29 protein-coding genes are annotated in these 23,360 nt (G+C 59.7%); 12 read left to right on the top strand and 17 right to left on the bottom strand.

The features are described 5' to 3' along the window. Positions 1–50 precede the first annotated feature (50 nt). Positions 51–512, top strand: a complete 462-nt coding sequence (locus AAIE04_RS00525; protein WP_498576316.1) for a GNAT family N-acetyltransferase — start codon at positions 51–53, stop codon at positions 510–512. On the opposite strand, the gene AAIE04_RS00520 is transcribed toward AAIE04_RS00525, so the two are convergent. Together AAIE04_RS00520 and AAIE04_RS00515 are read right to left on the bottom strand one after the other, a co-directional pair. Beyond that, positions 513–1,070: a class I SAM-dependent methyltransferase gene (locus AAIE04_RS00520; protein WP_025160073.1), complete on the bottom strand. Its 558-nt coding sequence runs from the start codon at positions 1,068–1,070 to the stop codon at positions 513–515. A 241-nt stretch (positions 1,071–1,311) separates the two neighbouring features. After that, positions 1,312–1,596: a YdgH/BhsA/McbA-like domain containing protein gene (locus AAIE04_RS00515; RefSeq protein WP_019454243.1), complete on the bottom strand. Its 285-nt coding sequence runs from the start codon at positions 1,594–1,596 to the stop codon at positions 1,312–1,314. Positions 1,597–1,905: 309 nt separating this feature from the next. Here AAIE04_RS00515 and AAIE04_RS00510 point away from each other — a divergent pair, with 309 nt between their 5' ends. Next, positions 1,906–3,081: a low temperature requirement protein A gene (locus tag AAIE04_RS00510; RefSeq protein WP_063918819.1), complete on the top strand. Its 1,176-nt coding sequence runs from the start codon at positions 1,906–1,908 to the stop codon at positions 3,079–3,081. Positions 3,082–3,280: 199 nt separating this feature from the next. Here AAIE04_RS00510 and AAIE04_RS00505 read toward each other — a convergent pair whose 3' ends face one another. Next, a complete protein-coding gene (locus AAIE04_RS00505; RefSeq protein WP_063918818.1) occupies positions 3,281–4,642 on the bottom strand; it encodes an esterase-like activity of phytase family protein in 1,362 nt (453 codons plus the stop codon). 427 nt (positions 4,643–5,069) lie between these two features. On the opposite strand from AAIE04_RS00505, the gene aqpZ reads away from it, so the two are divergent. Next, a complete protein-coding gene (aqpZ, locus tag AAIE04_RS00500; protein ID WP_498576315.1) occupies positions 5,070–5,765 on the top strand; it encodes an aquaporin Z in 696 nt (231 codons plus the stop codon). Positions 5,766–5,821: 56 nt separating this feature from the next. Here aqpZ and AAIE04_RS00495 read toward each other — a convergent pair whose 3' ends face one another. Beyond that, positions 5,822–6,592 (bottom strand): class I SAM-dependent methyltransferase, encoded by a 771-nt coding sequence (locus AAIE04_RS00495; RefSeq protein ID WP_019454248.1) that lies wholly within the window; start codon positions 6,590–6,592, stop codon positions 5,822–5,824. 117 nt (positions 6,593–6,709) lie between these two features. Between AAIE04_RS00495 and AAIE04_RS00490 the strand changes: the two genes are divergently transcribed. From AAIE04_RS00490 to AAIE04_RS00480, 3 genes are all read left to right on the top strand, one after another. Next, positions 6,710–7,495, top strand: a complete 786-nt coding sequence (locus AAIE04_RS00490) for a helix-turn-helix transcriptional regulator (protein ID WP_498576314.1) — start codon at positions 6,710–6,712, stop codon at positions 7,493–7,495. 125 nt (positions 7,496–7,620) lie between these two features. Next, on the top strand, positions 7,621–8,373 hold the full coding sequence (locus AAIE04_RS00485) for a DUF2076 domain-containing protein (protein ID WP_019454250.1): 753 nt from the start codon (positions 7,621–7,623) through the stop codon (positions 8,371–8,373). A 97-nt stretch (positions 8,374–8,470) separates the two neighbouring features. Then, the gene (locus AAIE04_RS00480) at positions 8,471–9,016 is read left to right on the top strand and encodes a GNAT family N-acetyltransferase (protein WP_019454251.1); all 546 of its coding nucleotides are present in this window, start codon (positions 8,471–8,473) and stop codon (positions 9,014–9,016) included. On the opposite strand, the gene AAIE04_RS00475 is transcribed toward AAIE04_RS00480, so the two are convergent. The 5 genes from AAIE04_RS00475 to AAIE04_RS00455 form a co-directional block, all read right to left on the bottom strand. Further along, positions 9,007–9,258 (bottom strand): hypothetical protein, encoded by a 252-nt coding sequence (locus tag AAIE04_RS00475; RefSeq protein WP_063918814.1) that lies wholly within the window; start codon positions 9,256–9,258, stop codon positions 9,007–9,009. The genes AAIE04_RS00480 and AAIE04_RS00475 overlap by 10 nt on opposite strands. 86 nt (positions 9,259–9,344) lie before the next feature. Continuing rightward, complete coding sequence (locus AAIE04_RS00470; RefSeq protein ID WP_498576313.1) at positions 9,345–9,797, bottom strand: thiol-disulfide oxidoreductase DCC family protein; 453 nt, start codon at positions 9,795–9,797, stop codon at positions 9,345–9,347. 75 nt (positions 9,798–9,872) lie between these two features. Then, positions 9,873–10,202, bottom strand: coding sequence for a hypothetical protein (locus tag AAIE04_RS00465; protein ID WP_498576312.1), 330 nt, complete (start codon positions 10,200–10,202; stop codon positions 9,873–9,875). 154 nt (positions 10,203–10,356) lie between these two features. Next, a complete protein-coding gene (ycaC, locus tag AAIE04_RS00460) occupies positions 10,357–10,983 on the bottom strand; it encodes an isochorismate family cysteine hydrolase YcaC (RefSeq protein WP_004928476.1) in 627 nt (208 codons plus the stop codon). A gap of 117 nt (positions 10,984–11,100) precedes the next feature. Next, the gene (locus AAIE04_RS00455; protein ID WP_019454255.1) at positions 11,101–11,982 is read right to left on the bottom strand and encodes a pirin family protein; all 882 of its coding nucleotides are present in this window, start codon (positions 11,980–11,982) and stop codon (positions 11,101–11,103) included. Between the two features lie 125 nt (positions 11,983–12,107). Between AAIE04_RS00455 and AAIE04_RS00450 the strand changes: the two genes are divergently transcribed. Then, positions 12,108–13,016 carry a LysR family transcriptional regulator gene (locus AAIE04_RS00450; protein ID WP_019454256.1) on the top strand — a complete coding sequence of 303 codons (909 nt, stop codon included), beginning with the start codon at positions 12,108–12,110 and terminating at the stop codon, positions 13,014–13,016. On the opposite strand, the gene AAIE04_RS00445 is transcribed toward AAIE04_RS00450, so the two are convergent. Then, complete coding sequence (locus tag AAIE04_RS00445) at positions 13,017–13,400, bottom strand: glyoxalase/bleomycin resistance/extradiol dioxygenase family protein (protein ID WP_063918813.1); 384 nt, start codon at positions 13,398–13,400, stop codon at positions 13,017–13,019. 2 nt (positions 13,401–13,402) lie between these two features. Beyond that, positions 13,403–14,185, bottom strand: a complete 783-nt coding sequence (locus AAIE04_RS00440) for a DeoR/GlpR family DNA-binding transcription regulator (protein ID WP_498576311.1) — start codon at positions 14,183–14,185, stop codon at positions 13,403–13,405. Between the two features lie 138 nt (positions 14,186–14,323). On the opposite strand from AAIE04_RS00440, the gene AAIE04_RS00435 reads away from it, so the two are divergent. The 3 genes from AAIE04_RS00435 to AAIE04_RS00425 are packed head-to-tail and all read left to right on the top strand — an operon-like array spanning position 14,324 to position 15,736. Next, positions 14,324–15,013, top strand: coding sequence for a ZIP family metal transporter (locus AAIE04_RS00435; RefSeq protein WP_498576310.1), 690 nt, complete (start codon positions 14,324–14,326; stop codon positions 15,011–15,013). Between the two features lie 14 nt (positions 15,014–15,027). Then, positions 15,028–15,183, top strand: coding sequence for a hypothetical protein (locus AAIE04_RS00430; RefSeq protein ID WP_198636236.1), 156 nt, complete (start codon positions 15,028–15,030; stop codon positions 15,181–15,183). Beyond that, a complete protein-coding gene (locus tag AAIE04_RS00425; RefSeq protein WP_019454260.1) occupies positions 15,119–15,736 on the top strand; it encodes a hypothetical protein in 618 nt (205 codons plus the stop codon). Before AAIE04_RS00430 ends, AAIE04_RS00425 begins: the two co-directional genes overlap by 65 nt. A gap of 35 nt (positions 15,737–15,771) precedes the next feature. On the opposite strand, the gene AAIE04_RS00420 is transcribed toward AAIE04_RS00425, so the two are convergent. From AAIE04_RS00420 to AAIE04_RS00405, 4 genes are all read right to left on the bottom strand, one after another. Next, entirely contained in the window at positions 15,772–16,035 is a 264-nt protein-coding gene (locus AAIE04_RS00420; RefSeq protein ID WP_019454261.1) for a putative hemolysin, read from the bottom strand. Positions 16,036–16,088: 53 nt separating this feature from the next. Next, the gene (locus AAIE04_RS00415; RefSeq protein WP_498576309.1) at positions 16,089–16,577 is read right to left on the bottom strand and encodes a YjjA family protein; all 489 of its coding nucleotides are present in this window, start codon (positions 16,575–16,577) and stop codon (positions 16,089–16,091) included. A gap of 126 nt (positions 16,578–16,703) precedes the next feature. Then, complete coding sequence (pagP, locus tag AAIE04_RS00410) at positions 16,704–17,294, bottom strand: lipid IV(A) palmitoyltransferase PagP (RefSeq protein WP_025160075.1); 591 nt, start codon at positions 17,292–17,294, stop codon at positions 16,704–16,706. Between the two features lie 207 nt (positions 17,295–17,501). After that, a complete protein-coding gene (locus tag AAIE04_RS00405) occupies positions 17,502–17,930 on the bottom strand; it encodes a universal stress protein (protein ID WP_498576308.1) in 429 nt (142 codons plus the stop codon). 675 nt (positions 17,931–18,605) lie between these two features. On the opposite strand from AAIE04_RS00405, the gene AAIE04_RS00400 reads away from it, so the two are divergent. Then, on the top strand, positions 18,606–20,285 hold the full coding sequence (locus AAIE04_RS00400) for an alpha-keto acid decarboxylase family protein (protein WP_498576307.1): 1,680 nt from the start codon (positions 18,606–18,608) through the stop codon (positions 20,283–20,285). Positions 20,286–20,304: 19 nt separating this feature from the next. On the opposite strand, the gene AAIE04_RS00395 is transcribed toward AAIE04_RS00400, so the two are convergent. Beyond that, on the bottom strand, positions 20,305–21,213 hold the full coding sequence (locus AAIE04_RS00395) for a LysR family transcriptional regulator (RefSeq protein ID WP_498576306.1): 909 nt from the start codon (positions 21,211–21,213) through the stop codon (positions 20,305–20,307). Positions 21,214–21,282: 69 nt separating this feature from the next. Here AAIE04_RS00395 and AAIE04_RS00390 point away from each other — a divergent pair, with 69 nt between their 5' ends. Beyond that, complete coding sequence (locus tag AAIE04_RS00390; RefSeq protein WP_498576305.1) at positions 21,283–22,125, top strand: alpha/beta fold hydrolase; 843 nt, start codon at positions 21,283–21,285, stop codon at positions 22,123–22,125. Positions 22,126–22,136: 11 nt separating this feature from the next. Here AAIE04_RS00390 and AAIE04_RS00385 read toward each other — a convergent pair whose 3' ends face one another. Next, entirely contained in the window at positions 22,137–23,243 is a 1,107-nt protein-coding gene (locus AAIE04_RS00385; protein ID WP_498576304.1) for a DUF1615 domain-containing protein, read from the bottom strand. Between the last annotated feature and the right edge of the window lie 117 nt (positions 23,244–23,360).

The raw sequence follows: 23,360 nt of genomic DNA, 5'->3' as shown, positions 1-23,360 counted from the left end.
AAAAATAGGTTAAATGGGGTGGGAACCCAGAAAAGAATCGGGAGACATCCATGACTCAACGCATCATTCCGCTGTCGGATTGCCCGCAGTTTGCCGATGTGTGCGCCGCCTGGGCCTTCGGCCAGTGGGGCTCACAGCGCGGCGGCTCGCTGGAGCGCACCCAGCTGCGCTTCGCCCAATGCAGCCGGCCGAGCGACGATCACCTGACGCTGATGATGATCGACGGCGATCGCCCGGTGGGCATGGCCAGCCTGTGGCCCAGCGACGATCATCAGCGCCAGGACCTCACCCCGTGGCTGGCCGGCGTCTTCGTGCATCCCGATCACCGCCGCAAGGGCATCGCCCACCGTCTGGAGATGGCGATCGTCGAGGCGGCGCGGCAGCGCCATCATCCCGTCTTGCATCTGATCACCGACAAGTCGGAAGCGCTGTACGCCGGCTGGGGTTGGCATCCCCTTGAACGCCGCCGGCAGTACGACGAAGAGGTAGTGGTGATGGCGAAGAAACTGTAGTTAACGCGGGGTACAAACATACACCAGCGCCGGCGGGAAGTTGCGCACTACCCGCAGGCGTTTCCAGTGAAAATAGCGTGACAGCAATTTTTCCGACAGGTGACTGTATTGGAACAGCACCAACGTGCCGTCACGCGCCAGCAGCCGTTGCCGGGCCTGCTGAAGAATGCGCGCGCTGATCCTGAGCGGGATCGACAGCAGCGGCAGACAGGAAAACACCACGTCGTAATCCGTGGCCATCCGGGTCGCCGAATGGGCCATCACCTGCAGCCGCCGATCGTCAATCCCGCGCAGCCGATGCACGAAATGGGGTTGGATCTCGAAAGCCTCCAGAGTCGCGTCGGCGCGCATCCGCCCCAGGATGCGTTTGGTCAGTACGCCGTCCGCCGCGCCCAGCTCCGCGATCGACAGCGCCCGGGTCCACTCCACCTGGTTCAACATCGCCTGACACAGCCACGGGGAGGAAGGCGCCAGCGTACCGACGGTGCGCGGTGAAGCCATAAATTGCTGCAGGTAAGCGAAGTGATTCATCAGTTGTAGCCGGGTCGCATTTAACATTGAGGCCTCCTTGGGTTAAGCCCCCAATGTGAACCGAATTTCTTAAGTCTTCATTAACATGATTCCGAAAGCGGCGAACACAGTTGTAATCAAATGCAACCTCAGCGGCAGCGGCACAAATAAAAACGGTCGTAATAATGACCTGAAAATAAGCCGCTTATACGCCGACTTACCAGATAATTATTACGACCGTTTATTTTATTGGCCACGTTGCCGTGGCCAAAGGGTAAAAAGTCAACGCTTAGCGATAAATTTCCGCATTGCCGCGCCAGTTGCTGGAGTCCCCGGGGGTGTCCAGACCGATGATGCGGTAATGACTGGCGCCGTCCGCCGCGGCTTTTTCTTTCAGGGCGTGAATGGCGTCATGCGGTGAGCCGCTAATGCCGGAAACCGACACCACGCCGAGGCTTTGCAGATTGGCGGCCTGCTCGCTGTTAACCTGTTTCACCGACGACAGCGGCGCGGCGAAAGTGGAGAATGAGGCGGCGGCGATCAAGACTGCTGCGATGCTTGGGATAAGTTTCATGATTGACTCCAGGTGTTCTTGTTTATTAGCTCGTGGTCAGTGATGTTAATTATCCGCTAGCCAATGAAAACGGACGTCATGCAACGTAAAGAACATCAATCATTGTGAGGAGAATAAGGAGGAAGTGAGAGCGAGTGTGTATTTTCAGGCGGGAATGACTTTATATACCTCACCTTACCCCTATTTGATGAACAATTAAAGACGGTGCGAGATAAAGAATGGGCGCCGTCGCTATTTAAGATTTTTTACCCGCCGGAGCGCGCTGAGCTACGCTGATTTTGTGGCTTACCCTTTTAAGGAAGAACGCTTATGTCGCAAAACCTGCTGCGCGTGCGTGACGGTCATGGCGCTTCGGTCTCATTCTCCGAGCTGCTGTTCGATCTGATCTACGTTTTCGCCGTGACCCAACTCTCCCACTATCTGCTACATCACCTGACGCTGACCGGGGCGCTGGAAACCCTGCTGCTGTGGTTCGCCGTCTGGTTGGCCTGGCAATACACCGCCTGGGTCACCAACTGGTTTAACCCGGATACCCGTCAGATCCGCCTGCTGCTGTTCGCGATCATGCTGCTGGGGCTGTTCGCCGCCGCCGCGTTGCCGCAGGCGTTTGGCGAACGCGGCCTGATCTTCGCCCTGTTCTACGTCGCCATCCAGGTCGGGCGTTCCATTACCGTGCTGCGCCTGCTGGAGCCCGGCCACCCGTTAAAGCAAAACTTTCGCCGCATCCTCGGCTGGCTGTGCATCTCCGCCGTCTTCTGGATCGCCGGCGGGCTGGCGGAGGGCAGCGCGCGCCCGGCGCTGTGGGCGATCGCCGTACTGTGCGAATACGTCTCGCCGATGTTCGGTTTCCGTCTGCCGGTGCTGGGGCGCTCGGACAGCAGCAGCGAATGGACCATCGAAGGCCACCATCTGGCGGAGCGCTGCCAGCTATTCGTGATCGTGGCGCTGGGGGAGACCATTCTGATCACCGGCGCCACCCTGAGCGAGATGGAAAGCTGGAGCCCGCCGGTGCTTATCGCCTCGCTGGTGGCCTTTCTCGGCAGCCTGGCGATGTGGTGGGTCTACTTCGACACCAGCAGCAAAGCCGGCAGCCACGCCATCAGCCAGGCGGAAAACCCCGGCCAGCTGGGCGCTTACTTCCATTACGTCCACGTTGCGCTGGTGGGGGCGATCATCGTCTGCGCCGTGGCCAACGAGCTGGTGATCGCCCATCCCGACGGCCGCATCCAACACGCCACGGCGGCGGTGTTGCTGCTCGGCCCGGCGATTTACCTGCTCGCCAATGCGCTGTACAAACGGCTGGTGTATCACCGTTTCCCGCTGTCGCATCTGGTCGGGCTGCTGGCGCTGGCGGTATTGGCCCCTTTCGCCTATTTAACCGATCTGCTGATGGTCAATGGCCTGACGACGCTGATCATGGTGATGGTGGCGGTGTGGGAGAGCATCTCGCGCGGCAGAGCGCCGCAGCGGCAGGCGGAAGCCTGAAGCAAACGGGGGCGCTGTCGCCCCCGCTGTGAGATTGATGACAAAACTCATGCCATTGCCGGGTTTGCAAAGAGCAGCGGATAAAAAACAAGGAAAATCAATTTATTGATTTTCGGATGATGGCCACAAAGGAGGAAAAACCACGTTTTTTCCTCCTTTGTCAACGGTCTGACGGGGGCGCTGTCGCCCCCGATATCGGTCACTGCAAGGGTTGCGGCAAGGTGAGCACCCAGAGCTCGCTCAGCGATTCCGGCTGCTCCAGCGGGCGCAATTCGATGCGGGCGTCGGTCTTGTCACCGTCGAGGCTCAACCGCCCTTCTTTCTCCAGCTGATAGTCGCCGATTTTCTTGCTCTTTGGCGACGCATCCACCAGCTTCGCCTGCAAGCCGAAATCATTGTCATTGATCACCGCCAGCGTGCGATCGTCGATCAGCGCCAACCCTTCCGCTTTCTCCTGACGCCAGCCCAACTGGCGCAGATCCGCCACTTCCCGTTTCTGCGCCAGCTTCACGCCGCGTTTAGCGAGATCTTTCGCGTCGTCGAACTCCAGCGCTTTCCCCTGGCCGTCAAACGCGCTCAGATCGCTGGCCTGCGCGAGATCCACCAGGTAGATTTTGTTGATCATCGTTTTGTCTTTACCGCTGCCCTGTTCAATCAACAAGATGCGCTGATTGTCCAACGCCACCACATCGCCAATCTTGGCGTCTTTGGCTTTTTTATAGCTGTCGACATCGATGGGATAGCCGTACATGGCGGTTTTGCCACTACGCGGATCGAAGCTCACCAACCGGGTAAACTGCGCCTTGTTTTTGCTTTTGCCATCGACATCCAGCGTGCTCTGCACCGCCGCCAAAATGCGCCCATCCGGCATCCGGGTCAGCCCCTCAAAACCGCGATTAGGCTGGCGCCACTTCAGGATGTTCGGCAAACCGCCCGCCACCGCCTGTTCGCCGGCCTGCGGCGTTGGGCCGTATTTGGCGAGAATTTTACCTTTGCCGTCGATATGGATCAGAAACGGGCCGTACTCATCGCACAGCCAGTAACCGCCGTTGCCGTCACTGGTAATGCCCTCGGTATCCAACCCGCGGCGATCGCCCGACAGCGCCTGCAATGCGTCATTCAACGCCACTTCGTTCGTGGAACCAATCAGCTCGCTCGGCAGCGGCAGTCCGCTAATCGGCCCTTTTTCGTCATGCAAAGGCCGTGCATTCTCGGCCACGGCCTTGCCGCCGCCGATGCGGATGTCCATCAACAGAGGCGTGAATTGCGGATTGGCGAAAATCTTGGCTTCTTGCTTGCCCACCGCCGGGGCATCGGCATTAGGGCCGCGATCGGTCAGCGTCGTCAGCACCAGATCGTCGCCCTGTTTCCGGTTGAACGTCAGCCCGGAGCCGATTCCCACCGGCAATCCCTGCGGGAAATTTTTGGCGAACGCCCCCTGATAGGCGACGCGTTCCCCGCCGGGGAAGCCGACCACATAACGCGCCACCTCAATATCAGCAGCATGAGCCAATACAGGAAACAGTGAAGCCAACAGCAGGGAGAGCGATTTTATTTTCATGTTTTTTTACCCGAGGTTGAATGAAGCGTTGTCAGGCAGAAGACGATATTAATTTAGCATGACACTTAGATGACAATAGGCGCTTCGTCAAATGTAAAACAGGCAATATGATTGGCTGGCAAATAGAAATTAGCAATTAACCCGAGCGTATTGAATGGAGAAAACCGCTGGAAAAAAATGCCCGGAAATAGCCCGTCATTTCGCTTAGGGTAAATTCTCATAGCGAAGATAAAAAAATCGGCAAACGCGCGCCGGCGCGGTGAAAAACGGTGTTTTTCCCATAGACAAAATAAAATACCGGGGATTTAATACCGCCGTTATTCAAGGTGCATTAAGAAAATTCTATAGAATATCTGCATGAACTGAAAAAGCTGTTCTATAGTTTTTAGTGCTAACGCCCGTTAGTCTATTCCGCAGGATGGAATCTATGTCAAAGCGACTTTTTGCTGAATTTTTTGGCACATTTTGGTTGGTGTTTGGTGGTTGTGGTAGCGCAGTATTAGCAGCGACATTCCCACAGCTGGGTATTGGTTTCCTCGGCGTCGCGCTCGCTTTCGGTCTGACCGTAGTGACGATGGCCTATGCCGTCGGCCATATTTCCGGCGGGCATTTTAACCCGGCGGTCACCGTCGGCTTATTCGCCGGCGGCCGTTTCGCGGCGAAAGACGTTATTCCTTACGTTATCGCTCAGGTCATCGGCGGTATCGCCGCAGCGGCGGTGCTGTATTTGATCGCCAGCGGCAAAGCCGGTTTCGACGCCACCGCAGGCGGTTTCGCCTCCAACGGTTACGGCGAACACTCACCAGGCGGTTATTCTCTGCAAGCCGCGATCGTGATTGAGCTGGTGCTCACCGCCTTCTTCCTGATCGTTATTCACGGCGTAACCGACAAGCGCGCGCCGGCAGGCTTTGCCCCGCTGGCGATCGGCCTGACGCTGACCCTGATCCACCTGATCAGCATCCCGGTGACCAATACCTCCGTCAACCCGGCGCGCAGCACCGGCGTAGCGATCTTCCAGGGCACCTGGGCGCTGCAGCAGCTGTGGGTATTCTGGCTGGTGCCACTGGTCGGCGGCATTATCGGCGGCCTGATCTACCGCTGCCTGCTGGAAGACAAAAAATAAGCGCATCTTGTCGATAGCGTTTCGCGAGGCAGCCTTTATCGGCTGCCCCGTTGCTTTCAGCCTCTCGTCGCTTCAAACATCATGATATCGCTGGTAAAAGAGCCGTCCGGCTGAATGGCGAAATGCGCCGCCACCTCTTGCGACACGCTTTGCTGCAGCGCGCGGATCGCGGTAACGAAATGCGCCGGCGTGCGCATACGCGCCACCCAACTGCCGAACTCCAGCACCAACCGATCCGACGTCACCTCACGCACCACCAGCCCGGCCTCGGTCAGCAACGTCAGCCATTCGCCCGGCGCATAGTTGCGCACGTGCGAGGTATCGCGCAGCACTTCCACGGTTTGCAGATAGATATCCAACAGCGGATGCCCCGGCGAAACCACGTCCATAAAGATCGCTTTGCCGCCCGGTTTGAGCACCCGCCGCACTTCGCGCAATGCCTGGCCAACGTCGTGCCAGTGGTGCGCCGAATAACGGCTGATCACCAGATCGAAACTGGCGTCCTCAAACGGCAACGACTCCGCCACCCCCTGTTGCAGTTGGATGTTGCCCAGGCCTTTTTCCGCCGCCGCCTGCTTCACCACCGCCAGCATTTGCGCCGACAGATCGTAGGCCACCACCTGCGCCACCCTGGCCGCCGCCGTGAAGCTGGCGTGCCCGGCGCCGCAGCCCAGATCGAGCAGGCGCGCATCGGCGTGCGGCGCCAGCAACTGCGTGAGACGTTGCAAATCCTTGCCCTGCGCATGCACCGCACTGGTTAAATAAGCGTTGGCCTGCTCGCCGAACTGCCGGTCTACCGCGTTTTTGTGACTGTTGCTGATGCTCATGTTTGCTCCCGTTATTATCCGGCTTGCGCCTGTGCCTGAAGGCTTTCGGCTACTATAATCAGGCTGATATACGGGTACAATATGAGCAGTTATCCTGGTATAAATAGGTACCATGCAATGTTATCAGAAGCCTTATCCGGGCCAAAAGCCCTCGGTGCGTTTCTGCGCGCGCACCGCGAACGCATCACGCCGGAAATGATCGGCCTGCCCAGCTCTTCACGGCGCCGCACCAGCGGCCTGCGGCGCGAAGAGCTGGCGCAGATCAGCGGCATCAGCGCCACCTGGTATACCTGGATAGAACAGGGGCGCGAGGTGTCCATTTCCCCCTTCACGCTGGCGCGCATCGCCGGGGCGCTGCGGCTCGGCCCCGCCGAACGCCACTATCTGTTTACCCTGGCGCGCGTCGCCGATCCTGAGCAGGAAACGCACCGCGAAACCGCCAATGACGCGGTGCTGCAAAGCGTGCATCAGATGACGGTCCCCTGCTATCTGTTGGACGTGACCTGGAACGTCGTCGCCTGGAACCCGCAGGCGGCGACGCTGTTCAGCGGCTGGCTGGATGCGGCCAACAGCCCCAACCTGCTGCACTTCATGTTCTTCCACCCGCTGGCGAAAACGCTGGTCAGCGATTGGGAAGAACGTGCGCGCCGCGTGGTGGCCGAGTTTCGCGCCGAGACCAGCCATCATCAAAATACCGAAGAGATGCGCGCCTTTGTGCGCAACATGACGCACAACAGCGCGGACTTTAATCACTGGTGGAAGCAGCATGACGTGATGGCGCGCGAAGGCGGCGAAAGAACCTTCGAGCATCCTCAGCAAGGCGCGCTGCGCTATCGCCAGCTCACCTTTCACCCGGCGGAACACAGCGGCCTGAAGCTGGTGATGCTGATCCCGCTGCCGTAATTGGTAACAAATTCATAGACAGGTTTACCCACCATTTATTTATTGGTTCACGCAAACGCGCTAGGGTGATTGTTACCGATGATAGTGATCATCCAGCACCGTTATTTATCTCCTGAGGTACTCCTATGCAATCCGAAGAACAACGCCTTATCGATGGTCTGTTTGGCCGCCTGAAAGAAGCCGAGACCAAGACTGGCCCACGGGATCTCCAGGCAGAGCAGCAAATCAATCAGCATATTCGCGAGCAACCTTCCGCCCCTTATTACATGGCGCAGGCGATGATCATTCAGGAAGCGGCGCTCAAGCAGATGGACCAGCGGGTCAAAGAGCTTGAGGCCCAGGTGGCGCAGTTGCAGCAAAACGCCAACGGCCAGCAGAGCAGCGGCGGCTTCCTCGCCGGGCTGTTCGGCGGCGGCAACCGCAGCACGCCGAGCCCGCGTGAACAGTATCAGGCGCAGCAGCAAAATACGGCGGCCTGGAACAACGCGCAGCAGGGGGGCTACGCGCAACAGCAGCAGCAACAGCCTGCCTATGCCCAACCTCAGCAGGCGGCGCCTTCACGCGCCGGCGGCTTCCTGGGAGGCGCCTTGCAAACGGCGGCCGGCGTCGCCGGCGGCGTGGTATTGGCCGACATGCTGACCGGCATGTTCCGCCATTCGCAGCCGCAGGAAATCGTGAACATTATCGAAGAGACCCCGGCGCAATTGGACGACAGCGCGATGCGCAATTTCGACGCCTCCAACAACCTTGATACCTTCAACAACGGCGATGGCGGCAGCTTCCTGAACCAGGACAACGGCTTCCAAAACGCCAACTATCAGGACGACACGGACTACGCCGACGACGATTACAACGACGACGACGATTCCTTCCTGTAATGCCCGTTCCCCCTCTCGCCCTGAGAGGGGGATTTCCCGTTTCGCCGATCTGGACTACAGTGAACGCTGTTCATTTATCCAGTCAGGAGAAACGACGATGAGCTTTACGCCTTCAGATCCGTTCTTCAGTGAACGCCTGCAGATGCGCCCGCCGGTGATGGCGGACCTCGAACGCTTCTACGCCATCTTCGGCGATCCACAAACCCAGCGCTTTAACCCCGCCGGCCCGCTTACCAGCGAAGCGCAGGCCGCTTCGGCGCTGCAAGACCGGCTCGCCGGCTGGCATCAACACGGCTACGGCTCCTGGGCGCTCGCGCTGCGCGAACGGCCGGATTGGATTATCGGCTTTGGCGGATTGTCCTGGAAACCGCTCGGCGCGCAGCGCACCGTGAACCTCGGCTATCGCTTCGACACCCGCGTGTGGGGCATGGGGCTAGCCACCGAAATGGCGCGCGCTTCATTGCGGTACGGTTTTATCGGATTAGGTCTGGAGGAGATTTCCGCCATTGTGCGGGCGGAGAATCAGGCATCGTGGCGAGTGCTGGAAAAGATCGGTATGCAGCGGGCGGATACGCTGGATGACGTGCCCGGCGCGGCGCCGAGCCTGGTGTATACGCTAAGGCGCTGCGACTATCAGGGCTGATCGTCGCTGATTTTGGCCAACGCCAGGCGATAAGATTTGACCTTCTGGCGTTTTTTCAACCAGGTGGTGGCAGAGACGATGAACACCGCGCCCGACATCGCCAGCACGCCGGTCGGATGGCCGTAAAACACCATCAAGGCAAAGTACACGGCGGAAACGATCGCCACCCATTTCGCCGTATTGCCCATGTCGTTTTTCTCCTGGGTCAAACGGCGGATGTGCTCTTCTTCACTGATTCCCATACGCGCTCCTTGTTGGCTGAACGTTCCATTATATGGAGCTGGAGTGCTGATATTTCAAGCGGTTGGATGGTAAAGAAGCGTAAAGCTCAGGCCGGCGGTTCCCGTCGCCGCGGCAGATAGCGCCCGGGCTGATCGGCACCCGGCAGACCGGCGCCGTCACTACGGCCAAACAGCCGGTAGCGATTGCCGGCGACCGCGTCGTACACCTTGTCCGCCAGCTTCGACGGCAGATAACGCCCCAGCGCCAGCGCGCGGTATGGCCAAGCCAATTGGCGCAGCGCCTGAAACAACGCCGCCGAACGCAGCCAATAACGCCCCTGCTCAACATAGACCACGGAATCGAAACGATCGGTCGGCAATCCCAACGCCTGCAGGATCGCCTGTCCTTCGACGGATTGCACCGTCGCCAACAAAATGCGCCGTTGCCGATCGGCGCGAATCAAATATCTCACCAGCCCATGACACAGATTGCATTCGCCGTCGAACAACAGCGCGCGATCGCCGGGTTGGAGGTAAGGCAGCTGTGATAAAGGGGTCATCCCGCCTCCCGATAAACGCTCGCCTTAGCCTAACGCGCCTTGAGCGTACGGGCCAGAGCGGGATGACAAGGCCCGTTAAGGCGTAGGCGGCGCGTCAGGCACGGCCACTACCGCGATGCGCACTTCATAGTGTTTGGCGGTGCCGGCTGGGATCACCGCCGTCAGTTTGTTGATGGTCTCCACCGGATTATCGCTGGCCGAGGTGGCGCAGAACAGCTCGCCACCGCGGCAGAAACCCGGCTTGGGCGGGTGCCCGCCCGGGAAAGGCGGCATGCGCATCGGCGCGTCCATCAAAGGCGGCAGCGCATTGGCCGCAGGCTTCTCAGGCGCCGACATCGCGCTCGCGCTGAACAGCAGCGCCGCCCCCATGCAGGGCAGCGCCAGGATCTTGATTGCTTGTTTCATTGAATTAGCCTCATTTGCCGGGTTCGGGATTACGCTACCCCGCCCCCGGCCAATGAGAAAGCCGCTTTTCGCTACCTTTTCGCCCCGCTGCGCTTTGCTTACATCCCGCGTCTAACGTGATGAAAGGCGAAAGGTTGGGTAAAGGGCCGTCGCGTTACTTACCGTTGGTCAGCGTGTTGTAGCTGGTCATCAGGTTGCGGTAGTCCGGGATATGGTTGGAGAACAGCGTGCCCAGGCCTTCGATATCGTTGCGCCAGTCGCGATGCAGCTCGCAGGCGACGCCGAACCAGGTCATCAACTGCGCGCCGGCGGCCTCCATGCGGCTCCATGCCGACTGACGGGTCAGTTCATTGAAGGTGCCGGAGGCGTCGGTCACGACAAATACCTCGAAACCTTCATTGAGCGCAGACAGCGCCGGGAATGCCACGCACACTTCGGTCACCACGCCGGCGATGATCAGCTGCTTGCGGCCGGTGGCTTTCACCGCCTTGACGAAGTCGTCGTTGTCCCAGGCATTGATCTGGCCAGGACGCGGAATGAAGGGGGCATCGGGGAATTGGGCTTTCAGTTCCGGCACCAGCGGGCCATTGGGGCCGTTTTCAAAACTGGTGGTCAAAATGGTCGGCAGGTTGAAATACTTCGCTAAATCACCCAGCGCCAGCACGTTGTTTTTAAACCGATCGGGATCGATATCGCGTACCAGCGAAAGCAGCCCTGCCTGATGATCCACCAGCAATACGGCGGCCTGGTCCTTGTCGAGGCGTTTGTAATTTGCAGTCATGGTTTTACTCCTGTGGGGTTTGATGTTGCGGATGAAATGCCCCGCCGGTGTGACGGGGCATTGAGGTTTAAGTGTAGCGCCTGAGCCAGGGAGCACTTCCCGCCCCAGGCGCAGGCATCAACCGACGCTCGCTTCGGCCTTCATGCTGCCGAACTTGCCGCTGTTGAAGTCACGGAACGCCTGCTGGATTTCCGCGTCGCTGTTCATCACGAACGGGCCGTAGCCGACGATAGGCTCATCGATCGGTTCACCGCTCAGCACCAGCAGCGCGACGTCGTTGTTGGCTTCGATAGTGATCGAGTCCCCCGCCCGGTCGAAACGCACCATTTGGGTTTCGCGCACGACTTCTTCGCCGTTGACCAGGATCGCGCCGTGCAGCATCACCAGCGCCAGCGTATGGCCTTCTTTCACCGTCAGCGTGGTGGTGTGGCCGGCATTCAGCTTCATGTCCCACACGTTGAGCGGGCTGAAGGTGCGCGCCGGTCCGGCATGGCCGCCGAAGTCACCGGCGATCACCCGCACCTGCCCTGCACCGTCCGCCAGCGGAACCACCGGAATGTCGGCGTTCAGCAGCGTCTGGTAACCCGGCTCGGCCATTTTGTCCTTGGCCGGCAGGTTGACCCACAGCTGCACCATTTCCATGGTGCCGCCGTTGCGCGAGAAGTCCCGCGAATGGAACTCTTCGTGCAGGATGCCGGAGGCGGCGGTCATCCACTGAACGTCGCCGGGGCCAATCACCCCGCCGCTGCCGGTCGAGTCGCGATGCTCCACTTCGCCCTGATAGACGATGGTCACCGTTTCAAAACCGCGATGCGGGTGCTGACCCACGCCGCGGGTGCCGGAGGCGGAGCGGAATTTGGTCGGCGCCGCGTGATCCAGCAGCAGGAACGGGCTCATTTCCGCCCCCAAATCGTTATAAGAGAACAGCGAATTCACCAGGAAACCGTTACCGACCCAGTGCGCTTCCGGGCTGTTGTGAATACCGAGGATTTTTTTCATCTTGAACTCCCGTTTCAGACCTCACGGCCTTAAGTTGATGCCAGAAGTTTAATCTGCCGGGGTTTGCTGCAGTAGTAGGCAAGATGTACACTCAGCGTTCTACTGGTGGAACGATAAGGGCTACGATGCAGACCGATCTGAACGACCTGTTTTTCTTCGCCAGCGTGGTCGATCACCAGGGATTCGCCCCCGCCGGCCGGGCGTTGGGCATTCCCAAATCCAAACTCAGCCGCCGCGTGGCACTGCTGGAAGAGCGGCTGGGCGTGCGCCTGATCCAGCGCTCGACGCGGCGTTTCTCAGTGACCGAGATCGGCCAAACCTATTATGCGCACTGCAAGGCGATGCTGGTGGAAGCGGAAGCGGCACAGCAGGCGATCGAACAGACGCGCGCCGAACCCTGCGGCACGGTGCGCATGTCCTGTCCGGTAGCGATCCTGCACACCCGCGTCGGCAGCATGGTGGCGGCCTTTATGGCCGATTACCCCAAGGTGACGGTACATCTGGAGGCCACTAACCGCCGGGTGGACGTGGTAGGTGAAGGGCTCGATCTGGCGATCCGCGTGCGGCCGCCACCGCTGGAGGACAGCGATCTGGTGCTGAAGATCCTGGCGCAACGCACCTGGTGCGTCGCCGCCAGCCCGGCGCTGGTGCGCACTCTCGGGCCGGCGCAAACGCCGGAAGACCTGCGCAAATACCCGACGCTCGATCTCGGCCCGGCGCGCGCTCAGCACCAATGGCGGCTGACCGGCCCGCAGGGTGAACAGGTGGAATGGGAGCACACGCCGCGGCTGGTCACCGACGACATGCTGATGCTGCGCACCGCCGCCATCGCCGGCGCCGGCATCGTTCAGCTGCCGGCGATGATGATGCGCGACGATATGCTGCGCGGCGAGCTGGTGCAGCTGCTGCCGGGCTGGCAGCCGCAGGGCGGCGTGGTGCATGCGGTCTACCCGTCGCGCCGCGGCCTGTTGCCGGCGGTGCGGCTGCTGCTCGATTATCTGGGCGAGCAGTTCGCCAGCATCGAAGAAGAGTGATCAGGCGGTGATTTCGATCGCGTTGCCGTCCGGATCGCGGAGGACGGCCTCGTAGAAGCCATCGCCGGTCCAGCGCGGCGCGGACAGCAAGATGCCTTCCTGCTGTGCGCGCTGCGCCAGCAGATCGACCTGCCGCTCATCCCCCAGCGACAGCGCGATGTGCGCCCAGCCCACCCGTTCCTCCTGAGCCTGCGCCGGCAATAACGTCGGCACGCGCATGATCTCCAGCGTCGGCCCGGCCGCCAGGCTGACGAAACGGGAAACGAACCCCGGCCGATTGCGGCTGACGTACTCCTCGCCCGCCTCACCGTTGAAATAACGCTGCCAGAACGTCAGCTGCGCGTCGATGTCGCGGGTCCACAGGGCAACATGGGCTATTTTCATCATCATTCTCCGGTCGATAAGTCGCTGTGCCAAACCTGGCCGCCGCCTTGCGCCACCTGCAACTCGAGCTGCGGGTGCGCGCCGCGCGCCGTCACCAGATGGTCCACCCGCCCGGCGGGCAGGAAGGGATAAGGGGCGTAGGTATTGAGTTTGTCGCGGGTACACAGCACCGCCACGCTGCCGGCGCGCTTCAGCAGCCGCTTTTTGAAGGTGGCGTCCTGATAGCTCAGCGCGGAAAAACCGCCGTCCGGGTCATAGGCGCAGATACCGGTGAACACCAGATCGAAATGAAAGCCGTCGATCTCTTCCGCCGCCTTAGCGTCCACGCAGCCGCCGACCTGTTCATCCAGTTCACCGCCGATCAGAATGGTGCGGATCTCCGGCCGTTCCAGCATTTTCACGGCAATGCTCAACGCATTGGTCACCACCGTCAAACGCCGATCGCGCGGCAACAACTCCGCCAGATACAGGTGAGTGCTGCCGGCGTCGAGGAAAATCAGCTGTTCTTCGCCGATCAGCGCCAGCGCGGTCTGCGCCAGCGCCAGCTTCTCATCGCCGCTGAGCGCCATGCGCGCCGCAACCGGGCCATCGGCCGGCGTTGGCGCCAACGCGCCGCCATAGATGCGCTTGCACAGGTTTTGCGCCGCCAGCTGGCGCAGATCGCGACGGATAGTCGCTTCAGTCGTATTCAGCCGCTGCGCCATCTCCAGAGCCAGCACCCGCCCCTGTTGGCGGAGCGTTTCGAGAATAGCCTGGTGGCGTTCATTCGGTAACAATTTGGACATCACATAAGCCCGCTGATGCTAAAGTGATCACAAATGTACACAAATGAACAAAATCGTACAAACATTTTTTCACCACGCTGAATCGACGGCGCTCATCTAGACTGAGAGAGACATCACAGATAAAGGGATTATTACGCGATGACCTCCGCCGTGCTTTATACCCTGTTTCCCGCCGCAGCTACCGTCATCGGCGCGGCGGTGGCGCTCTATCGTCGCCCCGGCGACGCCACGATGCGCGTCATCCATCACTTTACCGCCGGCATCGTTTTCGCCGCCGCAGCCACTGAGATCCTGCCCGATCTCAAACAGCAGTCGCCCGTGGCCGTATTGCTGGGCGGTGCCGCGGGGGTGCTGTTGATGTTGTTGGTTCGCCGGCTGGGCGAAAAGGCACAGGGGCCGGTCGGCTTTATCGCCGCAGTCGGCGTCGATATCTTCATCGATGGGCTGGTGCTGGGCATTGCCTTCGCGGCCGGCGCCAAAGCCGGTTTGCTGTTGACGCTGGCGTTAACGCTGGAGGTGCTGTTCCTGGGGTTGTCGATCGTCAGCGATTTGAAAGATTTCCTCGGCAGACGGCTGCGCGCCATGGCGGCGATCGTCGGGCTGGCGCTGCTGCTGCCCATCGGCGGCCTGCTGGGGGCCCCGGTGGCCATGCTGGGCGCATTTTGGCTGACCGCCTTCCTGGCCTTTGGCCTGATCGCCCTGCTCTACCTGGTGACCGAGGAGCTGCTGGTCGAAGCGCATGAGGGCGGGAAAGAGACCCCGTTCGCCACCGCGATGTTCTTTGCCGGCTTCCTGCTGCTGTTGCTGTTAGAGGAAGGTTTGGGGTAAAAAACAGGAATTTCATGGCGCATGCCGCCCGGTGGCAACGCTTTGGCTATACTGAGGCAAGCGAAGTTACCGCAGACGTAACGGCTTGGGCGCAAAGGGAAAACGATGTTATTGACGATCGCAAGGTGGCTGTTCCAATTACCCGGGAAGCTGTTTGGGCTGATTTTTAAAAATCGCCTGAGGATATTTCTGTTCTTCATGCTGGTTGCCGTCGGGGTGCTCGGCGCCAAGCGCTATCTGCGCGCCCACCAGTATGACGACGAATTCAGCCTCGCCGCGCCCACCGATTACAACCGCGCGATCAAGCGCGAACTGCCGCAGCGCGAAGCGCGTGAGCAGTGCGGCGGACCACTGCATGATAATGCCGGGCAAGCTTGGCCTGCGTCAGCCGGCTATCTGCATCAGCCGACTCAGCTGCCTGCCACCGGCCTTCATCGGCTGACGCTGGACAACCGGGACAACGGTTTCGCGGTGCTGGTCAAGCTGGAAACGCCGGCGGCGCCGCAACAGCTGGCGGAAGTTTTTATTCCGGCCGCCGGCAGCTTCGAGGTGAAAATCAATGCGGATGCGGAACACGTGATGAAAATCAAGAACATCAAGACCGGCTGCATGTTCCGTTCCAGGCCGTTCAACCTGGATAAGCAGAGCGATTGGCGCCTGCCGCTATCGCTGCAAAAGGACGGCAGCCTGCAGCTGCAGCCGATAGGCGATCGCCAATTCTGATCGGGCGCCGGGCAGAAAAACCGGCGCCGCGCGGGTTACTTTTTCACTGGATGATCGCGCCGGAACAGCTCCCAGCTTTCTATTTCCTGCCCATTCGGCAACGTGCAGGTGGAATACTGGCCCGCCGCGTTCTCTTTGGCGTTCAGCTTGCCGCCGATTTTGGTGCAATACACGTCAGCCGGGTTCGCCATGCCGATCGGTTTCACCTGCGGCGGTGGCGGCGCATCGTTGGATTTCACGGAACACCCCTGCAACATCGTCATCCCTGCCAGCAGGGAAAGCATCAACGTTTTTTTCATTTTTCCAGCTTATGCAAAAAACGAACGGCGGAGCGCGCTCCGCCATTCGCTGATCATGAAATAAAGGATTTGCCCTGTTTCAGCACCAGATCGCAGGCTTTCTGTTTCACCTTCTCGGTGATCTGCGAGGTACCCAGGCTGTTCAGATCCAGGCTCTTGCCTTCCCCGGTCTGCAGCAAGCCGCCCAGGCCCTGCTGATAATCCTGGCTCTTGGCGTTTTCAGTGCTGGTGATGCCCAGCTTGCTGAGCAGTTGATCTTTCACCCCTTCGGCGCCGTTAGCCGACAGCACGTTGTTTTTCACGCAGTACTGCAGGATGCCGGCGGCGTTGGTCATGCTGCTGGAGCTCAACGCTTTGTCGCCACCGTTCAGCAGGCCGGTCAACGAGGAGAGCGACATGCCGCCGCCGCTGTCGCCGCCCGATTTGCTCAGTTCGTCCGCCGCGCTGCTGAGAGAATCCATCAGACCGGCGGCCTGGGTGGCGCCGCTGGCCAGGGTCGCGGACAGCGCCAAAGCCAGCAGTAAACGATGTTTGGTGATCATAGTGGTAAAACTCCTGTAAGAACGGCATGCGATCGGCGCAGCGCGCCGGGATACCTTTCCGACGCCGCCGGCGGCGACAAGTTCCTTTTATCTCGCCGCCGCGCCGTTTTTCGGAATTCAGGAAGTTTAGAACTGCCAGCGCAGCCAGGCGAAGAACACGTTACCGTTGTTATAGGTGCCGGGAATGTAGGTCGCCTGGAACGTCAGCCGCTGATAGCCGATAGAGGCCAACGGCAGCGGCGCCGGGATAGGAATGTATTTCCAGTTGTCGCGTGCGGTGACGCTGGCGGTGAAGCCCAGCCCCAGGCGGAAATCCTTGTCGTCCAGCGGGCGCCAGATCTTCTCGTAGGCGTAGCCGCCGATAGGCTCCCATTTATTGAAGGAGTCCTTGAACGCCATGATGTAGATGCCGTGCCAGTCACCGTCGCTGTCGTAGCGGGAGATGCCGTAACCGGCGCCCCACGGGCGCTCGTTGTACTTATCGATATGTTCATCATCGTAAGTCCAACGGTTGTGCCAGGTGATGGCCGGGATATAGAGATCGTGGTTAGGCGAATTGTTCCAGGTCTCCGCCACGTTATGGGTAAAACGCTGCCATAGACCCGGTTTCTCAGCTTGCGCGGTATTGCCACTTTCTGTACTAACCTCAGCGTAAGAAGGCAGTGCAGGAAATATCAACGCCAGAGAACATGCCAAAAGAGTCCGTTTGAGAAACATCGTAAAGCTCCTGTAAAAATACGGCCGCAGATTTTTACCGATAGCCCAGGCAAGATCAAGCTGTATCTAATTTATCCAACGCCCGTTGTGTTTTGGTTAAGCTTAGCACCGGAAAATTCACTTTGGTTTATAACAGCTTGCACCGGCAGCTGCATATTATCGCCTTTCGGGCGGCAAAACCGTGGGAAAAGTCCGCTTTGTCGCACGCTACTCACGAGCAAGGTGCTTGACCAGAACATCGACATCGAGACGGTTCACAAACTCCAGGGAATAGGAGGAGTAAAGACCGAACAGGCGATTTTGGTGCCCGACCACCACCAGATCGATACCGGCCTGGCGAATAAAATCGCTCACGTCCTTAAAGCGCCGAATGGTGACGATCTCTTTAACCGCAACCGGCGCATCGACGGCGCTCACCAGCCGGCTCAGCATCGCCTTGGCGGCGATCACTTCCTGCGCCTGACGATCCTTGACCAACGCGTCGCTGCCGTATTCCAGCTCCGCGTAGTCGGCGTTAAGGTGGCCGACGGTGATGGCGACAGACAGCCCGCGCACCATCGCCACCGTTTGACGCAGCAATGGCAGCCCATCATGCTCATCATGAATCAGCACCAGAATATGTCGATAGCTTTTCATCGCTCTTTCTCCCCGCCGGTCAGTGCCCCTGGGGCGCCGCCCTCTCTGGTAGGTATACGCCATCTGCGCGCACGTAGAGAAAAGTTTACGTATCAGTTCGCACGGAATGTGATGGCCGCCACGTTATATTAGCGCCCGTGACGGCACATTTTTACCCCGGCCCGACGCCGCGCGCATTGCGGCATCCGTAAAGCAAAACTGACAACCCTGCCCGAATAAAAAAACCTCATTGTTAAATTTTTGTTTTTGGATGGTTACGGAATGGTTTCGTGAAATAAGCGTGCGACGGATCACCAAAATGCGTCCTTACGTGAGGTTATGCATTTCTTTCTCAGGCAAAACGCGCTGCAGCGCCCAATGGGATTTTACGCGGCGTCAGAAGTACCGGATCATTCGTCCTGCATCATGCCAAATGCCACTACGCCGCCATTTTTCCGCCGATATACCGTCAATGAAAAATACCGCTCGGCTCTGACACCCAATAACCACACTATTTATACATAAAGCCATCGCGTAAAGCCCCGAATACAAACCGCCTATTCATCGCCTGCTCCCCCTATCTTGAACAAGCCGCCACTTTAAATAACTGTTAATGCTAACGACACAACATCGCCAGCAATTTATTTTTGCTGATTTTCGCCTGACAAAATAAAGATAAATAATCCGGAGCAATCAATGAAAATAACTATCGGGTCATTCATTCTGCAACAGCTGTACGCCCTGGACGTCGATCGCATTTACGGCGTGCCCGGCGACTATAACCTCAGCCTGCTGGAGCTGCTGGAAAGCGATGAACGGCTGACGTTTGTCGGCAACTGCAATGAGTTGAACGCCTCCTACGCCGCCGACGGCTACGCCCGGATGAAGGGCGCCGGCGCGCTGATCGTCACCTATGGCGTCGGCGATCTGGCCGCGCTGTCCGGCATTGCCGGGGCCTATGCCGAATCTTCGCCGGTGATCTGCATCGCCGGCACGCCGCCGCTGCACGCGATGAAAAATCATCAGCTCTTACACCATACCCTTGGCGACGGCAATTTCGACAACGTCATGAACTGCTTTAAGCAATTCACCGTCGCTCAGGCTCTGATTACGCCGGAAAATGCCGCGCAGGAAATCCCACGCGTTATTTCCCGCGCCTGGATAGAGAAGAAACCGGTGTATTTACAGCTGCCGTCAGATATTTGCGATGTCGAAATTGAAGTCGCCGAAGCGGCGAAGGCACCGCAGTTGCCGGCCAGCGATAAATACAATGTGCAATTAGCGGCGATGGCGCTGTTAACCAAAATAAAACGCGCGCAGCGCCCGATCATGTTGGTCGACCAAATGGTGGATCGTTATCGGCTGCAGAAGTTGGTTATCGATGTCGCTCACCGCTTTGCCATTCCCCTGACCAATATGCCGACCGCCAAATGCATTATCCCGGAAAACACCGCCGGTTGGATGGGCGGCTACAGCGGCAACCTGTCGCGCCCCGAACTGTATGACCGCATGGCCCACTCAGACTGCGTGCTGAGCTTCGGCGTGCGTCTGGTGGATTCCACCACCGGTTATTTCTCGCAGCAAATTCCCGCCGCCGCTCAGGTGGACATTCAGCCGTTCTCGATGAAACTGGACAACACCTCCTACCCGGCGGTATCGACGGCGGATCTGCTGCAGGCGCTGCTGGAGCTGAGCGAAGATGCGCCGGCGCAACGCCTGCCGCCGCTGGCCGATCCGCGTGACAAGCTGGCGACGCCGAGCGACGCCCCCATCGACCAGGCCTATCTGTGGCAACGGATCCAACGTTTCATCCGGGCGGATGACGTGGTGGTGGTCGAAAACGGCACCTCGGGCGCCGCCATCGGCGGCATGCGCATGCCCGACGGCGTCAAGGTGGTCAACCAACCGATTTGGGGCTCGATCGGCTATACCCTACCGGCGCTGCTCGGCACCCTGATGGCGGCCCCGGAGCGCCGACACCTGCTGTTCATCGGCGACGGCTCCTTCCAGCTCACCGCCCAGGAAGTCTCCACCCTGCTGCGCTGCGATCAAAAGCCGATCATCTTCCTGATCAACAACGATGGCTACACCATCGAGCGCTATATCCTCGGCGAAAGCTCGTCCTACAACGATATCAGCCCGTGGGACTACGCCAAACTGCCGGCGGTGCTGAATACCCAGGCGCAGCCGTTCAGCGTGGCGGTGGAAACCACACAACAGCTGGAAATGGCGCTGGAACACGCCTCGCGGCAGGATCGGCTGGCGTTTATCGAGGTGAAAGTGCCGATGATGGACACGCCGCCGGTGATGAAAGAGTTCTGCAACCGTTGCAACAGCTTTAACTTCGGCCTGACCAACCCACGCCGCAGTGCCTGAGGCGCTACCGTGCCGCTTCTCAGGAAGCGGTATCGGTTTGCAACGCCGCCGCGATCTCGCTCCCCAGCGTTTGCGCCAGCGAACGCCGGGGCCCCTCCCCGATACGCAGCGCATTCACCACCGTCGGCAGCGGCAGCAAACGTTCCAGCGTCCTATCGATTCGCACTCGTCGATCCAGACATCGCTGATTGAGCACGCCGACCCCCATACCGGCGGCAATCGCCGTCAACATCCCGGTAACTGAAGGGCATTCCAGAGTTATTTTGCAGCCTATGCCTGCAGTGCTCAGCAACCGTTCCGCCAGGCTACGATAAAAACAGTCCGGTCCGTAGCTCACCAATTTGATGGATTCCCCCTGCCGATAGTGCCAGCCAGGCGACGAACACCAATGCAAACGTTCCCTACCGAGCAACGTCTCGGCCTCATCATGCGGGCCGTCAAACCTCTGGTACAGGATCAGGTCGAGTTCTCCCTGTGCCAATCCGCGGCGCAGCGACTGGCTTTGGCCGATAACCAACTGCACGTCAACCTGCGGGTGCCGATCGCTGAACGCCGCCAACAGGGCTGCCAACGGCGGCAATGGCGTCTGCTCCGTGGCGCCGAGCCGCACCGCGCCCTGCAGGGCTGAAGGCGCAAAATGCGCCAGCGCCCGATCGTGCGCACTCAAAATGCGCCGCCCGTGTTCGGCCAACACTTCACCGTCTGCGGTGACGGCCAATGCCGCCCCCTGGCGATCCAGCAATGTGCGCCCCAGTTGCGCCTCCAGCCGTTTGATTTTCCAACTGACCGCCGACTGGCTGAGATTAAGCTGCTGCGCCGCTCGGGTCATGCTGCCGGTGTCAATCACACACAGTAGCGCACGCAAGGCATCTATCGACAAACGCTGGTTCATGTTTCCACCATGACAAAACTGGGATGAGTTCACCATAACTTGTCATTGGCGTCATGAAAAGGCGCCGGTTAGGGTAGAAAAACATCCCTTCTCTGGAGATTCGTCATGAATGCTTTTCCCAATCTGCTTAACCAACACCGGATCATCAACGGCCATCGCATCACCGCCGGCGTCCACGGCGCGGGGGAACCGCTGGTGCTAGTGCATGGCACCCCAGCGCACGCGATCGTCTGGCGGCACCTGCTGCCGTCGTTGATTGCGGCGGGATTTCGGGTTCATCTCTACGATCTGCTGGGGTTCGGCACCTCGGAGCGGCCGCTGACGGCGGATACCTCCATCGCCGCGCAGGCGGAACTGCTGATCGCATTGCTGGATGACTGGGAGCTGGAAACGGCGCACATCTTCGGTCATGACATCGGCGGCGCGCTGTCGCTGCGTGCGGCCTTCAGCCATGCCGCGCGTTTTCGCTCGCTGACCATCGCGGACATCTGCAGTTACGATTCCTGGCCTTCGCCGTCCTGGCGCGACATGCGCGACCATTATCAACACTATGCAGTCATGGCGCCGGAACAGCATGAACAGGCGATGACGCGGCAATTGAAAATGGCGGTGTTCGACAAAACGCTGATGGAGGGCGAACTGCTACGCCACTATCTGACGCCGATCGTCGGCGTCATCGGCCAACCGGCGTTTTACCGGCATCAGATCGCCCACTACGATGCCCGTTATACCGCCGATTTTTCCGAGTGCTTGCCGACGCTGCACCTGCCGGTGCAGATCCTGTGGGGAGCCGACGACGAGTGGCAACCGCTCAGCTACGCTCATCGGTTGCAAAGCGATATTCCCGGTGCCAGGTTGCAGGTGTTTCCCCAGGCCGGGCATTTTCTGATGGAGGATGCGCCACAGGCGGTGGCGCAAGCCGTGATCGACTTTATTCACTCGCTCTGACGGCGCAGCCGTTACCCGCCGCCGGCGCGCGCCATGCAGCGCTGACGACGTTCGTCCACCCGCTTGGCGAACCAGGCGGTGGTCAGCTTGCGGGTGATTTTCGGGCTTTCCAGCTGGATGCCCGGCAGCATCTCGCGCGGCAGTTTGCCGCCCGCCAACGCATAGACTTTCTTATACAGGTCGGTGTCGGCGAAGCCGGCGGTATCGCCTTTCTCCAACGCCCGGCGAATGGCGCTGTCGCTCATGTTAAGACGCTTGGCGAGTGTGCGCACCGCCAATTCGGTGGCACCGGGCTTGTCGCTGCCGAAGTCGATTAGATCGCCGTCCAGCGCCAACGGAATGGCGCTCGCCCGGCTGACCGCATTTTGGAACGCCGCGTTGCGGCTGGCGTACCACCCGGCGTTGAAGTCGGCGAAGCGATAAATCGGCCGGCTGTAATCGGCCGGATATCCCAGCAAATGCATAATGCCGAAATACATGCCGCCGCGCCGGCTGAAGACTTCGCGGCGAATAGAGCCGTCTACCGGATAAGGGTATCCTTTGGCGTGCGCCTCGGCGAAGGCGACGCTCACCTGCATCGGGCCGCCGGTATGCACCGGGTTCAAATGGCCGAACAGCTTCTGCCCCATCGGCACGCGGTCAATCATGTCATCGAAAATATCGCTCAGATCCTTCTCGGTGCGCACCTTATCCAACCGCTCGCTGTAACTCTGGCCGTTCGACGACGAGATCTTCAACGCGGTATGCACCAAAAAGTTCGGGATGTGCATCTGATCGGCGCGGCGGTCGATCTCCTTCCAGGCGATCTTCGGCAGCCCCGGCACCTGCGGGTTGGCCTGGAACGTCGATTCCTGTTCGGTCACCGCCAACACTGAGCACAGGTTTTCATTACTCGGTTCGATGTCCTGCGCGGCGAAGGCGGCGGCGATATCGGTGGCCCAGCCCTGACGGTCGCCGGCGTTGGCCGGGATCAGTTTCATCAGTTGAGCTTTGACGTCGGCAGGGCGCGCCGCCGGCGCCGTGGTGGTGGTTTTATTGGTGCAGCCCGCCAGCGCCAGCAGCGCGGCCAGGCTCAGCAAACGGAAGGGCATCGGGTGGCATAAACGGCGTATCGGCATCTTTTCCCTGAACGTAATGACATCAACAGCACTGAAATTAGCCCAGCCGCCGCGCACAATCCAGTATAAAGATCTCGTCGCGTCTTTCCGTCAGGCCGCTATGTTCAAACGATCGAT

It is taken from the genome of Serratia sp. Ae19-1 (assembly GCF_059801225.1).
The sequence above is the reverse complement of the archived record's forward strand: the minus strand, read 5'-3'. Positions and strand labels throughout refer to the sequence as shown.

Excerpts from the sequence above, each read along its gene's own strand:
- AAIE04_RS00395 (WP_498576306.1), bottom strand. The coding sequence starts at position 21,213 with ATGGTGAACTCATCCCAGTTTTGTCATGGTGGAAACATGAACCAGCGT.
- AAIE04_RS00405 (WP_498576308.1), bottom strand. The coding sequence starts at position 17,930 with ATGAAAAGCTATCGACATATTCTGGTGCTGATTCATGATGAGCATGAT.
- AAIE04_RS00445 (WP_063918813.1), bottom strand. The coding sequence starts at position 13,400 with ATGAAAATAGCCCATGTTGCCCTGTGGACCCGCGACATCGACGCGCAG.
- AAIE04_RS00475 (WP_063918814.1), bottom strand. The coding sequence starts at position 9,258 with ATGGGAATCAGTGAAGAAGAGCACATCCGCCGTTTGACCCAGGAGAAA.
- AAIE04_RS00480 (WP_019454251.1), top strand. The coding sequence starts at position 8,471 with ATGAGCTTTACGCCTTCAGATCCGTTCTTCAGTGAACGCCTGCAGATG.
- AAIE04_RS00470 (WP_498576313.1), bottom strand. The coding sequence starts at position 9,797 with ATGACCCCTTTATCACAGCTGCCTTACCTCCAACCCGGCGATCGCGCG.
- AAIE04_RS00495 (WP_019454248.1), bottom strand. The coding sequence starts at position 6,592 with ATGAGCATCAGCAACAGTCACAAAAACGCGGTAGACCGGCAGTTCGGC.
- AAIE04_RS00455 (WP_019454255.1), bottom strand. The coding sequence starts at position 11,982 with ATGAAAAAAATCCTCGGTATTCACAACAGCCCGGAAGCGCACTGGGTC.
- AAIE04_RS00390 (WP_498576305.1), top strand. The coding sequence starts at position 21,283 with ATGAATGCTTTTCCCAATCTGCTTAACCAACACCGGATCATCAACGGC.
- AAIE04_RS00430 (WP_198636236.1), top strand. The coding sequence starts at position 15,028 with ATGGCGCATGCCGCCCGGTGGCAACGCTTTGGCTATACTGAGGCAAGC.
- AAIE04_RS00465 (WP_498576312.1), bottom strand. The coding sequence starts at position 10,202 with ATGAAACAAGCAATCAAGATCCTGGCGCTGCCCTGCATGGGGGCGGCG.
- pagP (WP_025160075.1), bottom strand. The coding sequence starts at position 17,294 with ATGTTTCTCAAACGGACTCTTTTGGCATGTTCTCTGGCGTTGATATTT.
- AAIE04_RS00400 (WP_498576307.1), top strand. The coding sequence starts at position 18,606 with ATGAAAATAACTATCGGGTCATTCATTCTGCAACAGCTGTACGCCCTG.
- AAIE04_RS00385 (WP_498576304.1), bottom strand. The coding sequence starts at position 23,243 with ATGCCGATACGCCGTTTATGCCACCCGATGCCCTTCCGTTTGCTGAGC.
- AAIE04_RS00510 (WP_063918819.1), top strand. The coding sequence starts at position 1,906 with ATGTCGCAAAACCTGCTGCGCGTGCGTGACGGTCATGGCGCTTCGGTC.
- AAIE04_RS00525 (WP_498576316.1), top strand. The coding sequence starts at position 51 with ATGACTCAACGCATCATTCCGCTGTCGGATTGCCCGCAGTTTGCCGAT.
- AAIE04_RS00515 (WP_019454243.1), bottom strand. The coding sequence starts at position 1,596 with ATGAAACTTATCCCAAGCATCGCAGCAGTCTTGATCGCCGCCGCCTCA.
- AAIE04_RS00440 (WP_498576311.1), bottom strand. The coding sequence starts at position 14,185 with ATGTCCAAATTGTTACCGAATGAACGCCACCAGGCTATTCTCGAAACG.
- AAIE04_RS00415 (WP_498576309.1), bottom strand. The coding sequence starts at position 16,577 with ATGATCACCAAACATCGTTTACTGCTGGCTTTGGCGCTGTCCGCGACC.
- AAIE04_RS00435 (WP_498576310.1), top strand. The coding sequence starts at position 14,324 with ATGACCTCCGCCGTGCTTTATACCCTGTTTCCCGCCGCAGCTACCGTC.
- AAIE04_RS00425 (WP_019454260.1), top strand. The coding sequence starts at position 15,119 with ATGTTATTGACGATCGCAAGGTGGCTGTTCCAATTACCCGGGAAGCTG.
- AAIE04_RS00485 (WP_019454250.1), top strand. The coding sequence starts at position 7,621 with ATGCAATCCGAAGAACAACGCCTTATCGATGGTCTGTTTGGCCGCCTG.
- AAIE04_RS00420 (WP_019454261.1), bottom strand. The coding sequence starts at position 16,035 with ATGAAAAAAACGTTGATGCTTTCCCTGCTGGCAGGGATGACGATGTTG.
- aqpZ (WP_498576315.1), top strand. The coding sequence starts at position 5,070 with ATGTCAAAGCGACTTTTTGCTGAATTTTTTGGCACATTTTGGTTGGTG.
- AAIE04_RS00520 (WP_025160073.1), bottom strand. The coding sequence starts at position 1,070 with ATGTTAAATGCGACCCGGCTACAACTGATGAATCACTTCGCTTACCTG.
- AAIE04_RS00450 (WP_019454256.1), top strand. The coding sequence starts at position 12,108 with ATGCAGACCGATCTGAACGACCTGTTTTTCTTCGCCAGCGTGGTCGAT.
- ycaC (WP_004928476.1), bottom strand. The coding sequence starts at position 10,983 with ATGACTGCAAATTACAAACGCCTCGACAAGGACCAGGCCGCCGTATTG.
- AAIE04_RS00505 (WP_063918818.1), bottom strand. The coding sequence starts at position 4,642 with ATGAAAATAAAATCGCTCTCCCTGCTGTTGGCTTCACTGTTTCCTGTA.
- AAIE04_RS00490 (WP_498576314.1), top strand. The coding sequence starts at position 6,710 with ATGTTATCAGAAGCCTTATCCGGGCCAAAAGCCCTCGGTGCGTTTCTG.